This window comes from Myxococcus sp. CA033, from assembly GCF_013336625.1.
GTDB classification, from domain to species: domain Bacteria; phylum Myxococcota; class Myxococcia; order Myxococcales; family Myxococcaceae; genus Myxococcus; species Myxococcus llanfairpwllgwyngyllgogerychwyrndrobwllllantysiliogogogochensis.
In genome coordinates this window covers 111182-127895 of the sequence record NZ_JABUMU010000030.1, presented here as the reverse complement: position 1 = coordinate 127895, position 16714 = coordinate 111182, and the positions used below count along the sequence as shown (strand labels likewise).

Below are 16714 nucleotides of genomic sequence, written 5' to 3'. Positions count from 1 at the left end.
ACACCCCGGGCCTCCCTCGGGCTGGTGCCTGGCTTGTGCCTCGACAGGTCCAGGTGGCGAGTCACTCCACCTGGACCCTTCAAGGTTTGAATCAGGCGGTGATGAAGCGCGGGGGCGGGCGCACCACGCTGAGCTGCTCCATCTCCTTCACCATCTTCTGGAAGTCGGAGTTCGCGATGCCCGTCTCGCCCTTGGCCAGCGACTGGGTGGCGTACTTCTCGTAGGTGTCCACCACCTTGCGCGCGTCCGGGCTGAGGCGGTCGTAGTTCTGGCGCGCCCACTTCTGGAGGTCCGCGTACTCCAGCCCTGCGGCCTGGCCGTCGAGGTCACCGGCGCCCTTGCTGATGGCGTTGGTCAGGTCCTTGGCGGAGATCTTCCCGTTCTTCCCATCCAGCGTCTCCAGCGCGGTGCGCATGGACGCGTCGTGGAAGGTCTTGTGCTGCGAGGCGTCCTTCACCATCGCGTCGAAGCCCTGCTTGTCCAGGCCCTTGGGGCCCGCCGTCTTCGAGTGCTTCTCGTACGTCTCCATCACCTTCTGCGCCTCGGGCGTCAGCCGGTCCTTGTTCTTCGCCGCCCACTTCTGGAACTCGGCCAGCTCCTTGGTGGAGTTGCCGTCCGCGTCGCCCGCGCCCTGCTTGATGGCGCCGAGCAGGTCCTCACCGGAGATGGGCCCGTTCTCCTTGTCCAGCTTCGCCAGCGAGTCGCGAGCGCTCACGTCGCCCACGCTCTTGAAGTCCTTCATCATCTTGGACCACTCGGTGGAGCTCAGGTCCTTGTCGCCCGTGGCCATCGCCTTGGTCGCGTGCTTCTCGAACTTGCCCATCACTTCCTTGGCCTCGGGAGACAGCTTGTCGCCGTTCTTCTTGGCCCAGTCCTGGAAGGCCTTCAGCTCGTCCGCGGTGTTGTTGTCCGCGTCCTTCGTGCCGCTGCGGATGGCCTTCGCCATGTCATCGCCGGAGATGGGCTTGGGCAGCTTGTCCAGGCCCGCGAGCGCCTTCTCCGCGCCCTTGTCGCCCACGCCCTTCATGTCATTGATCATCTTCCGCCAGTCGCCGTCCTGGTGGCCGTTGGCCTTCCTCTCCGCGGCGAACTTGGAGAAGCGGTCCATCACCTGCTTCGCCTCGGGCGTGAGGCGGTCCTGGTTCTTCTCCGCCCACTCCGCGAACGCGCGGTACTCGCCCTTCGCCGCCTGGCCGTCGTGGTCACCCGTGCCGCGCTGGATGGCCTTGGTGAGCTGGTCCGCGGTGATGGGGCCCTTCGTCTGGTCCAGCTTGTTCGTCTCGCTCAGCGCGCCCAGGTCCAGCGGGCTCCACTCGTTCGGCAGCGGCTTGGACGGGAAGCACCCACCCTTGTCGAAGCTGTCGCCACCCGGACGGCCCGCCTGCTGGTGCGGCGCGTGGTGCTTCATCATGTGGCGCAGGTCCTTCAACAGCTGGTGCTCCTTGACCAGCGCGCGCTCCAGCTTGCCCTCCAGCTTCTCGAGCTTCGACTCGGTGCGAGCCAGGGTCTTCTGAGCGGAGTTGAAGGAGGTGGCGACGGACATTTGGTTTCTCCGAAGTAAGTCGTTGTGAGCACCCCTATTGCTCGCGGCGTGCCACACATCTCCTCCGGTTGCCCACCTTCACTTCTGACCTATATTCAAGGAGTTAGGCGGCACCAACCCGTCCACAAGGGGTGGTGACAACTGTCACCACCGATGACAGTCGTCACCAGGGGGAAGGCCCCCCAGGTGGTGACCAGAGTCACCGGATCCCCCGAAGTGGTGACTGGAGTCACCGGATCCCCCGAAGTGGTGACTGGAGTCACCGGATCCGCTTGCTCGCGGCTCGACGCGGCGCGCGCGCCGGCGAGGCCAGGGCCTTGCGCACGCGCTGCTTGCCCTGAGGCCGCTCGGCCACGAGCTCGAACCCCTGTTTTTCAAAGAACGGCACCGTGCCCGTGTACGCGGACGCATTGGATGTACGCGCGGACCCCTTGGGAGGTTTCACGGGATATCCCTCCACGGTGCGCGCGCCCCGCTGACGCATCACGTCCAGCGCGGCCTTCAGCAGCACCGTGGCGACGCCCTGGCCCCGGAAGTCCTTGTGGATGAAGAAGCAGGGCACGGACCAGACGTCGTCCGCGTCGTCACACCGGAGGCTCGGTGCGCGGTCCAGGCGCGGGAAGCTCCGGCGCGGCCCCAGCGTGAGCCAGCCCACGGGGTGTCCGTCCACGAAGGCCAGCAGGCCCTGGGCCTTGCCCTCGTCCACCAGCGCCTTCATCCGCTGCTTCGCGGGCGCGCCCTTCACGTCAGCGAAGCGCTCGCCTTCTTCCAGCCGCCAGAACATGCACCAGCAGCCCGCGCACGCGCCGTTCTTCCCGAACAGCGTCTCGAGCGCCGGCCACAGCTTCGGCGTCAGCTCCTGAATCTCGATGTCGAGGGACATGCGCGAGAAGGTAGTGGGCGCGAAGGCTCGCGGCACCCCTTCGTTACAGGCCGCCTCTCAGCTCCGTGTCGCTCCACAGCGCGCCCTCACGCTCGCGCAGCAGGAACGTGAGCCGGCCCTGATGGAAGCCTCGCACCGGGGCCTCGGGGTCGGGGAAGCCCACCGGCAGGCGCCAGTCCGGAGGCAGCGTGCCGCTCAGGGGGATGGACCGCTCGCGACGCAGCTCGCCCACCTCCAGGTCCGTGAGGGGACGCACCCGCGCCCAGGGCAGCAGGGCCCGTCCCTGTGAGCCCACGCGTGTCCCGGGCGCCGGGTCGCTCCACGGGCCTATCGCCGTGCGCCGCAGCGTGGAGAGATGCGCGCCACAACCGAGCGCACGCCCCACGTCCCTCGCGAGCGAGCGGACGTAGTAGCCCCCTCGGCAGGTCAGCGTCAGGCGACTGGTGCGCGGCAGTTCGTGCGAGAGCCACCGGGCCGAGTGCAGGTACACGCGCGAGGGCGGCAGCTCCACCACCTCGCCCCGGTGGGCCTTGCGATACGCGGGCTCGCCTCCCACCTTCTTCGCGCTCGTGGCCGGTGGCACCTGCTCGTGCCAGCCCACGAAGGGCGCGAGCGCGGCGTCGAGCAACCCGGGCGTCAGGCGTGACACGTCCCCCTGGAGCACGGGCTTGCCGTGCAGGTCTCCCGTGTCCGTCTCCGTGCCCCAGACCACGTCCGCTTCGTACGTCTTGGGCACCGCGTGCAGCAGCTCGAACAGCCGCGTGGTCTGCCCCACCAGCACCAGGAGCAGCCCTTCCGCGAACGGGTCCAACGTCCCACCGTGGCATATCGGCAGGCGCTTGCCCGGCACGGCCCGCGCCTCCTCCAGGAAGGACTGCACCACCGAGAAGCTCGTGGGACCCACCGGCTTGTGCACACTGTAGAGGCCCGGCGTCATGCGTGCTCCCGAAGGAGAACTCGCGTCATGGACTCCGCGACGTGCTCAACCACCCCGGTCCTCTTCTTCCTCTTCTTCTTCCTCGATGAAGTCAGAGGAATCGCCATCCAGGGCTCCCTCCACCTGCGTGGCTCCGTCCCGCTTCACCAGATACACGGGCGAACAGCGTGAGGCCTGCGCCACCGTGCGCGCCAGGGGCTCCGCGTGCGTCGTCACCCAGACCTGGCTGTCCCTCGCCGCCCTCAGCACGAGCCGCCCCAGAGGCTCCAACAGGTCCGGATGCAGGCTCGTCTCCGGCTCGTTCAACGCGAGGAGCGGCGGAGGGCGCGGACTCAAGAGCGCCGCCAGCAAGCAGAGGTAGCGCAACGTTCCATCGGACAGCTCGGTCGCGGCCATGGGCCGGCTCAACCCCGGCATGTGCATGAACAGACTGAAGCGCCCTTCACTGGACTGGACCTCCAGCCGAGCCCCCGGGAACGCATCGTCGATGCCCTGCTCCAGACCTCGCGTGTCGCCAATCTGGAGGATGGTCAGCAGCGCCGCCGCCAGGTCCGCGCCGTCATGCGCCAGCACCGGCGTCCTCACGCCCACGCGCGGATGCCGCATGGCCGCGTCCGGGTCCGTGCGGAAGTGGTGATAGAAACGCCACGCGGCGAACGTGCGCTGCACCTCCGACAAGCGCGGGAACCGGTGCGGCTCGCCCAGTTGGTCCAGCACCGACTCCGAGTTCCAGAGCTGCGTGGGAAACGTCACCCGCTTCCCGTCGGCATCCCGCATGAAGGCCGTGCGGTCCTTGCGCTCCATCAGCACCACCTTCCGCCCCCCGGACCAGGCCCACAGGTGCTCCGACTTCACCTCCGGGTCCAGCTTGAAGGGGTCCATGGAGCGCGGAAGGTGGGGGACGATGCCGCAGCTCAGCTCATACGCCAGCTCGCCCAGCTCCACCTGCACCGTCAGCCGCACCGGCTTCTTCGGGCCCCGCGAACCCGCCCACAGCACGCTCGGTGTGCCGCCCTCTTCCGCCAGGGTGCGCGCGAGCCTCCCCTCCGACGCCGCCACCAACAGGTACAGCGCGCGGTACAGGTTCGTCTTGCCACTGCCGTTGGCCCCGACAATGACATTCACCGGGCCCAGCTCCAGCGAGAGCTGACGCACCGAGCGGTATCCGGAAATCCGCAAGCGCTGGATGGGCATCGAGCACCCCACCCTAGCGCGCCCACCTCACACCGCAACGGTGCTCTGGAGGTCCGTCCCATCCGCGACGGACCCGGGCACTCCACCCGAGGGAGCACGCCACGTGGACGCGTGCCCCTCGGGTCCTTCAGCCGGCGCGACGACTACCGACGACGCAGCAGCTTCTCGTAGCTCCGGCTCAGCTTGCCCGCGGTGACAGCGGGCACGTGCACCGGCGCATCCGCCCACTCGGCCAGCCGCTCGAAGTAGAAGGTGCGCTGCGGCTCGGGCAGCGCGGTCAGCGTCCCGTAGAAGCCGATGCCCGCCGGGTCCACGATGCGGTACGAGTCATTCCTGGAGCTCACGCCGAAGGCCGAGGCACTCCACGGGCTCAGCGCGCCGTCGACGATGAGCACGCGCCGGGCATGCAGCCGCGTCCACAGCTCCAGCTTGAGCAGCGGCACCGGGTTGTAGACCTTCACCACGCCCGCGGGCGGCAGCGCCGTGGGCACCTGCCCGCCCGGGTAGCGCAGCAGCGGACGCAGCTCCAACTCCGGGAACAGCGGCGCGCCCAGCTCCGTGGCGCATTGGTAGCTCTCCGGCTCAATCGCGCTGTACAGCGACTGGTCTGAGAAGGTGTACGCGGGGCCCGCCACCAGGTCCACGAAGGCGAACAGCTCCTCGGCCGACACCGTGGGCTCCGGAATCGTGTCGCAGTCGTACGGCGCCAGCCCCATGTACTCCCAGAAGTTGAACGGCAGCCGCACCACGCTGAACTCAAACGCCTTGTCCACGCCCAGCATCTCGAAGGTGAAGCCCCACTCCACCTGCGCCGCCAGCAGCGGCGTCAGCTCCTCGCGCCGCTCCAGCGCCGCCCGCTGCACCGCCTTCAACCTGTCGCGGCACGTCGCGTCACCCACGGTGGCCAGGAAGTGCGGCGTGCGGACATCCTGCAACCCCAGGCTGTGCCGCTCCGCGTAGGGAATCGTTGCCTCCACGTCGTTCGGAAAGAAGTAGCGGTGAAGGAGGGCCGCCGTGCCGCCCCGGAACACACCCGTGGACAGCCAGCGCGCGCCGTAAATCGTCTTGAAGACCTCCACCACGCGGTGCGCGTCCGCCGCGGACTGCCAGACATCCAGGAGCTTCCAGTCACGCGAGGCCGGCGTCGACGTGCCGTAGAAGCGGTGCTCCACCGTCACCTGGTTGCCCTTCAAGAGGTCCACCGGCTCCGCGGCGATGGGCTCCGCGAAGATTTCCGCGCCCTCCGTGTCGATGACCATCGGCGCCGTCACCGAGCGGTGGAACAGCGTCATGCGCTGAAGGAACTTCTCACCCTCCGGATGGCGGTGGTCCGCGGGTTGCTCGAAGTCGAGCGTGAAGAAGCGAAAGTCATCAATCTGCTCGTCCCCCAGAATCGTGACGCCCGGGAGCGCCTCCAGCCGCGCGCGGATGTCATCGTCGATGGCTCGCGCCTCCGACAGCGTCTCTCCCGAAGGCGCGCCGTCGCGTCCCGCCTCCGACGTGTCGCCACAGGCCGCCAGCAGCGATACCGCCAGCGCCCCCACCACGCCTCGAAACCGATACGTCACTCCCCACATGTCCCGCTCCTCTCGATGAACAACGTCACTCGGGTTCAGTCAGGAACCAGCCCGGACATTCTCACAATTCGAGAATTATAGGCTACCCATGAAAATACACTCCGGGTGTGGAGCACCGAAGGACCTCGGGAGAGGTCCTCCGGCGGGACGGCGTGGCTACGGGGTGGGTGGCGTCTCCGGACGGCCCAGGATGAGGCCGCACGAGGGGGGCACGGCGAAGCCATTCCTGGCGGAGTCGACGGCATTCGTCGCGTTGGAGCCCAGGCCGATGGCGGCGAACGCGTTCCACATCCGGCAGACATCTTCCCCACCATGCAGGGTGGTGGCGGCGCTGATGATGCCGTCGCGTGTCTGGAGGAAGGTGGGGTTGCAGGCGGTGCGCTTCAGGCCCTCGGTGAAGTACAGCAGCATGCGCTGGTTCCCCGCGTTGCCCGTGGCGTCGTAGAGGTCCGTGCTGAAGCCCCACTGCGTCACCAGCGCCCAGTACACCTCCCACAGCGCCTGGGCGAACACGGAGCCCACGCCGTGCGGGACGGTCATCGTGTTGATGCTCTCGAAGGTCCAGGTGTTGACGAGCGCGGACGTGCTGTAGCGCTGGGTGCGAAGGCCCGGGCCGGTGATGGCCTGGTTCAGCACGTACGTCCCGATGCCACGTCCCTGCGGGCCGGTGTCCGACGCGCGCGCGGTGTAGACGAGCGCCAGGAAGTCGCTGAGGCCCTCGCCCGGCTGCTGCCGGTTGGTCAGGCACGACACGTTGCTGGGGCCGCCGACGAGGCGGTTGGAGATGCCGTGGCCGTACTCGTGGACGATGACGCCGCTGTCCAGGTCGCCATCCTTGTCCGGCGTGGGCGCCGTCCAGAGGTACATCTGCATGCGCGGGCGGAAGCCATCCGGAGGCGTGAGGAAGTTGGCGTTGTCGACGCCACCACTGTCCTGCGCCTCGGCGCGCACGTCGTCATTGCCGAGCCCGCCTCGGGCATGGTTGTTGACCTGGAAGTTGCCGGCCAGCTCGTCGAAGCCGTACTGGTACTGCACGTCGTGGACGAGGTTGTTCCAGTAGAAGAGGTTGGCGACCGCGGCGGCGAAGGACGTGCTCGGCGCGCCCGTCAGGTTGATGGCGAAGTCGCACGCCAGCCCGGCGCCGCAGTTCGGGTCGCTCGCGGGCGGCTGACCATTGTTGTCCCGGTCCTCGTAGGCGTGGACGTTGTTGCCGCGGGGGGCGAGGAACTCGGCGCCCGTGACTCCGTTGGTGTCATGCCAGCCGAAGGGCGAGGCCAGCGAGTGGGCGGGGTTGGTGACGAGCGTGCGCCCATCCGCGGGAGGAACCGGCGTGACGTGGTGCGGGCTCTCGGCGGGCCTCGGGTACACGCGGTACGAATCCCCCGCCACCCAGTCGAAGCGCGTCCAGACCTCGCCCGTGCCCGCGTCCACCGTCAAGTCAAAGGCGTGCCGGGCATCCAGCGTGTGGACCTGGAAGCGCCAGACCAGACGCGACTCTCCACGACGCAGCGGCAGCACCGCCAGCGACGCGTCGATGGGCTCGCTCGACAGCCCCCGCGCCTCCACGCGAGTGCGCCGCGTGGGACCGGGCTCGGCCTTCAGCTCGCGGGGCGCCGCGAATCCCTGGAGGCCCAGGTGCCGCGCCGCGCTCGCCACCGCGTCGGCCGCGCCAATCCGAGGCTCCACGCTGGAGAGCGTGGACTCCAGCGCGGGCTGGAAGTCGCTATGCACCGCGAGCACGCGCCCTTCCCGGTCCACGTTGACCTGGAGCTGCGCGTTGTAGACGGGCAGGTCCCGGTATCGCTGTCGCAGATACAAATGCGTGGCACCACTGAGGCGTGAGTAGACGCGGTCGGTCACCTCCAGGTTGGCCAGGTCGGACAGCTCCAGGCCCAGGGCCTCGCGATGTCGTTGGACGAAGTCCAGGCCCACCGCCAGCGCGTCTCCGCTCGCGGGACCCGAGAGCGCGCCCACCAGGTTGATGAGCGAGCGCACCCGCCCGTTGGACGCATCCACCTCCACGCGCAGCTCCGGCACGGACTGGCGCAGCGCCGCTTCCGCCGCCTGCTGCGTCGGCGCGAAGGTGAAGCGCGTCCGGGCGTTGTAGGAGAGGCGCGCGTCGTGGTGCCGCTCTCCCTGGGGCTCCGGCACCACGGCCAGGGCGAGGGGGGACAGCAGCGCCCCCGTGAGAGCTACCGCGTGGAAGAGGCAGCGTCGGGCGTGTCTTGGGGACATGTCGTGCTCCTGCGTCACGGACCACCCCGGGATGGGGCGTCACGCGGAACAAGGACACGGCCCGTCGACCTGACTCAACAGGGGGACCGGGCGAGACCATCGACTTCCGAGCGCGCGCTACGGCTCAATCGCCGCTGAGGTCGCTCCATTGGTCATCACGCGTCTCGGGTTTGCCCTTGGGGCGGAGGTGCGCGAAGGACAGTGTCATCTCCACGGCGAACTCGCGCTTCTCCGGCGGCTTGCCCAGGTAGATGTACTTGGTGCGGTTCGTGATGCAGGCATCCAACATCTTCACGGAGGTCACGGGGGTCACCTTCCCCTTGACGCCCTCCCCGTTCGCGTCGAACCGCGCCCGCAGCCGGAAAATCCGGGGGATGCCGCCGTCGCGGAGGATGGCCTCCCTGCCGCAGTAGTCGTAGTCGCGCAGGTGCTTGCCCAGCATGACCGCGCCCCACGCCTCATTCGTCTTGGGCAGCGGCGGGCGCTTGATGGGCTTCTCCACCATGGGCGGCAGCGGGGGCTGCGTCACGATGGGCGGGGGCTCCGGGGGCCGCGGAATGGGGGGCGGGGTGACCGTGGGAGGCGGCGGCCTGGGCCGCTCCGTCACGCGCGCGGGAATGGGCTCCGTCGCATACACCAGGAACGCCACGCCCACCCCGCCGAGCAACATGAAGACCGAGAAGATGCCCGCCACGACCATCGCGGCGTGATTCCGTTTGGCCGCCTCCTGCCGCGCGGAGGGAACTTCCTTCCACCCTGGCTGAAGGGGGATGCCGGTGGGTTTGGTCCTCTCCGCGCCGCAATGGGTGCAGAGAGGCTCGCGCTCCACCGCCTTGAGGAAGGGGGCGCCACAGTTCAGACATTTCGGACGGGGTCTGGCCACGGTCCGAAGTCTAGTCGCTCCGCCGACACCTGGGGCGACGACCTGCGCTCAAGTGGGCAAAAGTAGGCCTCACCGGGGCGCGCCCAGGGTCCGGAGGAAGAACAGGCCCACGTCGTCCTGGTAGTAGCGACCGGCGGCCCCCTGCGGAGAATGCGGCTCGCCGGGCATGATGAGCAGCTCGAAGTGCTTGCCCGCCCGGATGAGCGCGTCCGCCATCCGCATCGTCACGGAGAGCGTGGCGTTCACATCGCTGGTGCCGTGCATCAGCCGCAGGTGGCCCTTCAGCTTGCCCGCGAGCGGGAGGTTGTCACCCACCGCGTAGCCCTGGGGATTGGCGCTCGGCAGGTTGAGGTAGGGCTCGTTGATGATGGCCTCTTCCGTCAGCGCCCCCGGTGCCGCGGCATACCCCGCCTTGAAGAAGTCCGGCGCCGTCAGCATGCCGCGCAGCGCGAAGTAGCCGCCCCAGGAGTGGCCGTAGAGGCCCACCCGCTCCAGGTCCATCCACGGACGCGTGGACGCGGCCTGCTTCAACGCCGTCACGTAGTCGGGAATCTCCGTCTGGCCCACGCGGCCATAGTTCGCGTCCTGGAAGGCCTTGCTCCGCCCAGGTCCTCCGCGAGGGTCCACCAGCACCGTGACGAAGCCGAGCTGCGCCAGGCCGCTGGCGGTCAACGACATCGAGTTTCCGATGTAGCTCCATGGCAACAGATTGAAGAATGGGCCGCCGTAGATATAGGCGAGCACCGGGTAGCGCTTCGCGGGGTCGAAGTCGCGCGGCTTGTAGAGCACGCCGTGCAGGGGCGTGACGCCGTCGGCGGCCTTGACGATGAACGGCTCCGGGCGCACGTCACCGAGGGCCTCGACTTCACTCGCGTCCGCCGTGGTGAGGCGCACGCGCTTGCCGCCCTCCATGGATACCAGCTCCCGCAGCCGGGGCTGCGCGCGGGAGGACCACGCGTCCACGTAGTGCTGGCCCGAAGGCGACAGCGTGATTCGGTGCATCCCCGAGCCCGAGGACAGCCGCTTCAATGCGCCACCCTTCATGCTGCCCCGGTAGAAGAGCTGCTCGTACGGCGCGCCGCTTTCGGCCGAGGCCAGCACGTAGAGGGCGTCCCCCTGTTGCGCCACGCCCACCACTTCATGCACGGGGAAAGCGCCGCGCGTGAGCTGCCGCAGGAGCTTCCCCGCGCGGTCATAGGCATACACATGTCGCCAGCCATCGCGCTCCGACATCCAGAGGTAGCCACGTCCCCCCGGCAGCGCCGTCACCTGCTTCGCCCAGCCGCCTACCGCGAAGTCCAGGCCGGCGACGAAGGTCTCCGGACGCTCCTCGCGCAGCACGTGCCGACGCTGTCCCGTCCCCGGGGTCACCGCGGTGAGGTCCAGGCGCTTGGCGTCACGAGAGAGGTGGAGGCACAGCGCCTCCGTGCCCTCGGGGTTCCAGCCCGCGAAAAAGTCATACGTCTCGCCCTCCACGGGAGGAATGCGCGTCACGCGGCCCGTGGCCACCTCCACGACGTACAGCTCCGAGCGCGGCAGCGGCGTCCCCGTCTTCGCGTACGGCACCGTCGTCACCTTCTCCAGCACATCCGAGTAGTCCACCACGGGCACCTGATGCACGGCGCGCAGGTCGTCGCGCCACACCACCAGGAAGCGTCCATCCGGCGACCAGGGGCGCTCCGGAATCCGCCAGTCCAGGCGCTCCTCTCCCGCGCGCTCCACCACGGTGGCACCGTCCGCGCCCAGCACCGCGAAGCCGCCCCTGCGCTGCACCGCGAGCGCTCCTCCGCGCGGCGCGAGGAAGTGGTCCGGAGACAGCGTCAGCGCGGCCCGGTCCTCCGGCGACAACAACGTGACGCGGCCTCCCGTCAGCCCCAGGCCGAAGGTCTTCCCCTCCAGCCGGAAGACAATGCCCTGCTCATCCGGAGCGAGCGCGACGTCGAAGAAGCGAGGCGCCGTGACGGGCTTGCCCAGCAACGCCGAGAGCTGCTCGCGCAGCTGCGCACCCGACAGGAGCGGCTTCAGCTCCCCCGTCTTCGCGTGCGCCAGCACCCACGTCCCACCGTCCTTCCCCTCGCGGGACCAGAAGACCAGGCGGTCTCCGTCTCGCATCCACCTGGGCGGGACGAGGCTGTCGCGCAGGAGCTCCACCCGACGGTTGAACTGGTTCGCCAGGTCCAGCTTCGCCTGGACCTTCGCATCCGGCGTGGGTCCGGAAGCGACGGCGGAAGGTGACTCACCGTCGAGCGCCAGGACGGGAGCCCCCGTCAACGCCGTGAGCAGCAGACCCAGGGGAACGCAGGGGAATCGCATGCACCGATGGTAGGAAACGGCATTCTTCACCACCAATATATCTTTCGAGGCGCATTGAGACGGTTAACGTCTCGATATGGAATTCCGTCAGCTCCAGCTCTTCGTCGCGGTGGCGGAGGAGCTGCACTTCGGACGCGCCGCCGCGCGCATCGGCATGGCCCAGCCGCCGTTCAGTCAGCAGATTCGCCGGCTGGAGACCGAGCTGGGGGTCGAGCTGCTCACGCGCACCAGCCGCCGCGTGGCCCTCACCGCCGCCGGAGCTCGACTGCTGGAGGAGGCACGAGCGCTGCTGGCCCGACGGGGGGATGTCATCCACTCCGTGCAGCAGGCGGCGAGCGGCGAGACGGGCACGCTGCGCGTCGGCTTCGCCGCGTCGTCGGCCTTCGGCGTCCTGCCGGACATCGTGCTGCGCTTCCGCACGCGCTTCCCGAAAGTGAAGTTGGAACTGGATGACAGCGCGACCCTGAACGTCGGCGCCGCGCTCACCTCCGGGGAGCTGGACATCGCCATCATCCGGGCGCCCTTCCGTCACGAGGGGCTCACCGTCGAGCGCCTGCTCCGGGAGCGCTTCGTGCTCGCGCTGCCGGCACGGCACCCTCGCGCCCGTCAGCAGGTCGTCGCGCTGTCCTCGCTGGCGAGCGAACCCTTCGTGCTGTTCCCCCGCCACTCCGCGCCCGGCATGCATGACCTGGTGACGAGCATGTGCCTGGCCGCGGGCTTCTCTCCGAACATCCTCCAGGAAGCCAGCTCGTGGCCCTCCGTCGTCGGCATGGTGGAGGCGGGGCTGGGACTGACCATCGCTCCCGCGTCCTCCCAGGCCCTGTGCCCCAAGGGCGTCGTGTTCCGCCCCCTGAGCGGCGCTCCCGGCCACGCGGAGCTGGTGGTGGCCTTCCCCGGGCCTCGGCCCTCACCCGCCGCGCAGCACTTCCGCGTCCTCGCGCATGAAGCAGTGTCCCGCTCGGGCAGGGGCGCCTCGGACTGAAGCGGGGTTTGGGCCCCGCGGCCGTGGCTCCCCGCTCAGGACGGTGTGGGCTTCTTGCTCCGTCGCGCCTTCGTGCTCGCGGGTGGCTCCGAGTCGTTCGCCGCCACCTGCGGCCCCAGGTTGAACCAGAAGGGACAGAGCAACGGTGGCGCTCCTCCTGCTTCCGGCGGTGTCGACACCTCGCGCGGCCCTCGCCAGAGCGGACGCACTTCGCCACCCCGTCTGCTTCGTCTCGCTCGCGTCGCCATCAGCGGCACCGTCCACTGCACCGCCACCACGAATCCCCCATCCCGTTGAAGCGTGGGCACGACAATGCGCCTCGGGGAGCGGGCCTGAAGCGGCTCGCTCCCGACGATTCCCTCATCGGCGTCGGCATGCGCACGAACTACCGAGATGACAGTTTCCTGTCAATTCAAACGGGCAACAAAATACAGAACACCCGTTCAGCGCACTCCTGCCTCCATTCGCCTCCTCCATGCGGCAGGTGTCACACCATGCACGCGGCGAAAGAGGCGGATGAAGTGTGTGACGTCCGCGTAGCCCACACGGTCCGCGACGATGTCCACCCGCTCGTCCGTGTGACGCAGGCGGCTGCGCGCCTCGGCCATCCTGCACTCGAGAATCCACTCCCCCACCGAGCGCCCCGTCTCCTGCCGCACCACGGCGGCGACGTGCGGCGCCGAGCGCCCCAGCTCCCGCGCCACCTTCGCAAGCGACAGCGGCTCCAGGCAGTGGGTCTCGATGTACGTCAGGGCCCGACGACTCAGGCCCATCGAGGAGGACTCCGGCACGACGTCGGGGAACGCCATCCGCTCCAGCTCCACCAGCACCAGCCGGAGCAGCGAGAGGCTTGCCTCGTCACTGCCCCGCTCCTGTCGCGTCTGCTCCTCCTCCATCAGCCGCATCCACCGCAACAGGCGCCGACGCTGCACGGGCGTGGGCCGCAGCACCGGGTGACAGCCGCCGCGCACGCGCAGCAGCGGCCCCAGCCGTGACGCGCGCTCCTCCGCGTCCGAGGACAGCGCCTCCGGATAGAAGCCGAGCCCCATGCACTCCGCATCCGAGTGCTCGCGGCCATGCGCGTCTCCAGGCGGAATGAGGTGCACGTCCCCGGCGCGCAGCACCAGGTCGCCCGCGTGCCGCACCTTCGTCTCCCCGCGCAGCACCAGCATCACCACGGCGTACGAGTGCACCGTGGAGTGGGCCCGCGAGTGCTGCGCGGTCAGGGGCCGCTGCGGGCCCACCCAGGTGAGACGCCGCTTCTCCTCGAAGTCCCGCTGGATTGCGGGCCACGCGTGGCTGTGTCCTTCGATGGGTGCGGAGGCCATGGGGCCTTCGTAGCGCGGGGCTCGACCCGGCGTCACTTCGCGTGGCCCGCGCCCAGCGCCTCCATGTTGAGCTGGTGGTTCATCACGTAGGCGGACTGCGCACCGGCCGCCGCCGCTATCAGCGCGCCCTGCAAGCGCGTGGTGAGGTCTCCCGCCGCGGAGATGCCGGGCACGGAGGTCTGCTGCATCGGGTCCACCTTCACGAAGCCCATTTCGTCCAGCGCGAGCCCCAGCCCCTCCACCAGCGCCACATGCCGCTGCGGCGGTCGGGTGAAGATGTACTCCTGCCGCACGCGCGTCCCGTCCTCCAGCTCCACCGCCTCCAGCGCGTTCCCATCCGCGGACGCGATGAGGCGCCGCACCGGGCCCTCCACCAGTCGCACCTCGGCCCGCTGAAGCTGCGCGCGCCGCTCGGCCGACACCTGGAAGCCACCCAGGGTGTACAGCGTGACGTCCGCCGACCAGCCCTTCAGGAAGAGGGCGAAGTCCAGGTACAGCTCCGCCTCCGGGCCCGCGAACACACCCCAGGCCTTGTCCTGGATTTCCCAGCCGTGGCAGTAGGGACACTGGAAGACGGCCTTGCCCCACAGCTCGCGGTAGCCCGGCAGGTCCGGCAGTACGTCCACCATGCCCGTGGCCAGCAGCACGCGGCGGGACTCCACGACGACTCCGCCCTCCAGCGTCACGCGGAAGCGCGCGTCACCCAGGCGCTCGATGCCGCTCACCCGCACGTCGCGAATGTCGACGTCGTAGGGACGCAACTGCTCCCGGCCGATGGCGCGGAACTCCCGGGGGGGCGTGCCGTCGCGGGTGACGAAGCCCTGGATGTGCTCGGCCGCCGCGTTGCGGGGCGACCCCGCGTCGCACAGCAGCACCTTCTTGCGGCCACGGCCCAGCACCAGCGCGGCGCTCAGGCCCGCGGGGCCGCCGCCCACAATCACCACGTCCTTCGCGAGAATGTCGTTCATGGTGAAGAACTAAACGCCGGCGATTCCTCGCGGGAGAGCGGGGCTTCGGGCGGAATCGGCGCATCGGCGGGTGGGGGCAGCGGACCCGGGCGAGCAGGCGGACGCTCGACGAGGACGACCGGCCAGGTATGGCGCCCTTTGAGCAGGTGGGAACAGTCGGCACATGCCACGGGACGTGCGCCGTTGACCAAAAGTGCGAAGGGTCGGCTTCCCGAAGGGGAAGCAGCGTTCCTACACTGCGAGTCAGGGGCCTCAAGGCCGGAGTGCGGCTCCCCACCCAGGAGGTATGCGATGCAGCCCGCGCGTCTCGCGTTGACGGTCCTGCTCGCCTGCGCTGCGTCCGGCTGTTCCTCTTTGGAGGACGCTCCGTGGGACGGACGCTACACACCGCTCGAGGAGCGGGGCGACTGGATGGACTCAGGCCCCTTGTCCGTCTGTCACGTGCTGGAGGGTGCCGACGCGGCCTGTGGCAGCCTGGAGTCGTTCGACTTGTCCGGCTGCAAACGTCGCTCGCTGGAGGCCCTGGAGCGCGAGGGGGTGTACCGCAGCGAACTGCGCTTCGACGCGCGGGGCACGCAGGCGGCTCGGGCCGCCCCTTTCGGCGGAGGCTTCAAGCTGAGCTCCACGGGCGTCCCCGAGCAGGTCCTCGGAGCCACCGCCGTGGCCGGAGTGTGGGACGCGCGGACGTTCCTCGTCTCCAGCCAGTCTCCGGACGGACTGTTCACCTTCGCGGGCTGCAACGCGGTGGGCCCGCGCGCGCTGACGGGCTGCTTCTCGCGGTGTCGCGATGGCGTGTTGGTGGAGTCGGGGACCTTCCGCGCCGAGCGCGTGGCGCGCTTCAAGGGAGAGCACGAGGTCTCCGGCGGACTGAAGCTGGTCTCCGAGCGCTGGGTGGACCTGGGCATGCCCGTGGACGTGCAGGTCATCGGTGAGCATGCCTATGTCGTCTCTCAGAAGCGGGAGGGACAGCGTGGGGGGCTCACCGTCTTCGACGTGAGCCAACCCGAGGCGCCGGTGCGCGTGGCGCGGATGAGCCTTCCGGAGGACTCGGACTGGCGGGGCGCGACGTTCAAGGGCGGGGTGCTCTATGTCGCGAGCGCGAGCTCGGGCGTGGTGGTGCTCGACATCTCCCAGCCCTCCGCGCCGGTGTTCGTGCGCAGGGTGCCGGAGAAGCCTGTCAGCGTCGGGCTGGTGAGCGTGGATGGGGACAGGTTGTACGCGGTGGGGACGGAGCCCTCCGCGGGCACGCTGATGTTCGACATCTCCACGCCCTCCGAGCCCCGGCTGCTCCAGCACATCGTCTCCGGCTCACGCATCGCGGAGAACCCCTCGTCGCGAGGCCCGGTGAGCTACGAGGGCCGACTCTATGTGAATCACCTGCGTGACGGGCTGCAGGTGGTCGACGCGCGCTCGGGCGGAGGGGTCCAGTTGTTGGGGCGGTACACGTACCCGTATGCGAACAGCCGCGCGAGCGCGGTGGGCACGTTCGGCGGGCGCATCGTGGCGTTCGAGAGCAGCCTGGGCGTGGGGGCGCGGCTGCGCGCGCTGGATGTCAGCGAGCCGCGCAACATCGTGAAGATTGGCGAGTATGGCTTGCGCGGAGTCGTGTCACCGCGGGCGCTGGAGCTGCGCGGCTCGCGGCTGTACGTGACGTATCACCAGGAGGGGCTGCGCGTGCTGGACGTGAGCAATCCCACACAGCCGCGCGAGGTGGCGTACTTCAACAGCTTCAGAGAGACAGACCCGGGACGCGGGGACGCGCTGGAAGAGGGGGCCACGGGGCTCCAGGTGCCCGGAGATGGCTATGTGTATGTCGTGGATACGTCCCGTGGATTGCTGGTGCTGACGGAGCCGCCACAGTGAGATGTAGC

Annotated in this window: 13 protein-coding genes; 2 read left to right on the top strand and 11 right to left on the bottom strand. The window is 69.2% G+C overall.

Annotated features, from left to right (window positions below; genetic code table 11):
- Positions 1–91: 91 nt before the first annotated feature.
- The 8 genes from HUA78_RS40930 to HUA78_RS40895 all read right to left on the bottom strand — a co-directional run bounded on the left by HUA78_RS40930 (position 92) and on the right by HUA78_RS40895 (position 11565).
- Positions 92–1543: a hypothetical protein gene (locus HUA78_RS40930; RefSeq protein WP_174468344.1), complete on the bottom strand. Its 1452-nt coding sequence runs from the start codon at positions 1541–1543 to the stop codon at positions 92–94.
- A gap of 259 nt (positions 1544–1802) precedes the next feature.
- Positions 1803–2426 carry a GNAT family N-acetyltransferase gene (locus HUA78_RS40925; RefSeq protein ID WP_141648926.1) on the bottom strand — a complete coding sequence of 208 codons (624 nt, stop codon included), beginning with the start codon at positions 2424–2426 and terminating at the stop codon, positions 1803–1805.
- Positions 2427–2469: 43 nt separating this feature from the next.
- Positions 2470–3363, bottom strand: a complete 894-nt coding sequence (gene truB, locus HUA78_RS40920) for a tRNA pseudouridine(55) synthase TruB (RefSeq protein ID WP_174478676.1) — start codon at positions 3361–3363, stop codon at positions 2470–2472.
- A 45-nt stretch (positions 3364–3408) separates the two neighbouring features.
- Entirely contained in the window at positions 3409–4557 is a 1149-nt protein-coding gene (locus HUA78_RS40915) for an AAA family ATPase (RefSeq protein ID WP_174478675.1), read from the bottom strand.
- 143 nt (positions 4558–4700) lie between these two features.
- Complete coding sequence (locus tag HUA78_RS40910) at positions 4701–6134, bottom strand: S28 family serine protease (protein WP_174478674.1); 1434 nt, start codon at positions 6132–6134, stop codon at positions 4701–4703.
- A 156-nt stretch (positions 6135–6290) separates the two neighbouring features.
- Positions 6291–8369, bottom strand: a complete 2079-nt coding sequence (locus HUA78_RS40905) for a M36 family metallopeptidase (protein ID WP_174478673.1) — start codon at positions 8367–8369, stop codon at positions 6291–6293.
- Between the two features lie 124 nt (positions 8370–8493).
- Positions 8494–9252, bottom strand: coding sequence for a hypothetical protein (locus HUA78_RS40900; RefSeq protein ID WP_174478672.1), 759 nt, complete (start codon positions 9250–9252; stop codon positions 8494–8496).
- A gap of 69 nt (positions 9253–9321) precedes the next feature.
- Positions 9322–11565 (bottom strand): DPP IV N-terminal domain-containing protein, encoded by a 2244-nt coding sequence (locus HUA78_RS40895; RefSeq protein WP_174478671.1) that lies wholly within the window; start codon positions 11563–11565, stop codon positions 9322–9324.
- 76 nt (positions 11566–11641) lie between these two features.
- Between HUA78_RS40895 and HUA78_RS40890 the strand changes: the two genes are divergently transcribed.
- The gene (locus HUA78_RS40890; protein ID WP_174478670.1) at positions 11642–12547 is read left to right on the top strand and encodes a LysR family transcriptional regulator; all 906 of its coding nucleotides are present in this window, start codon (positions 11642–11644) and stop codon (positions 12545–12547) included.
- A gap of 35 nt (positions 12548–12582) precedes the next feature.
- Here the strand turns inward: HUA78_RS40890 and HUA78_RS40885 are convergent, their stop codons facing one another.
- The 3 genes from HUA78_RS40885 to HUA78_RS40875 form a co-directional block, all read right to left on the bottom strand.
- Positions 12583–12855, bottom strand: a complete 273-nt coding sequence (locus tag HUA78_RS40885; protein ID WP_141647901.1) for a hypothetical protein — start codon at positions 12853–12855, stop codon at positions 12583–12585.
- 135 nt (positions 12856–12990) lie between these two features.
- On the bottom strand, positions 12991–13875 hold the full coding sequence (locus HUA78_RS40880; protein WP_174468244.1) for an AraC family transcriptional regulator: 885 nt from the start codon (positions 13873–13875) through the stop codon (positions 12991–12993).
- Between the two features lie 32 nt (positions 13876–13907).
- On the bottom strand, positions 13908–14843 hold the full coding sequence (locus tag HUA78_RS40875; RefSeq protein ID WP_174464294.1) for an NAD(P)/FAD-dependent oxidoreductase: 936 nt from the start codon (positions 14841–14843) through the stop codon (positions 13908–13910).
- Positions 14844–15134: 291 nt separating this feature from the next.
- Here HUA78_RS40875 and HUA78_RS40870 point away from each other — a divergent pair, with 291 nt between their 5' ends.
- Positions 15135–16706, top strand: a complete 1572-nt coding sequence (locus HUA78_RS40870; RefSeq protein WP_174464293.1) for an LVIVD repeat-containing protein — start codon at positions 15135–15137, stop codon at positions 16704–16706.
- Positions 16707–16714 lie beyond the last annotated feature (8 nt).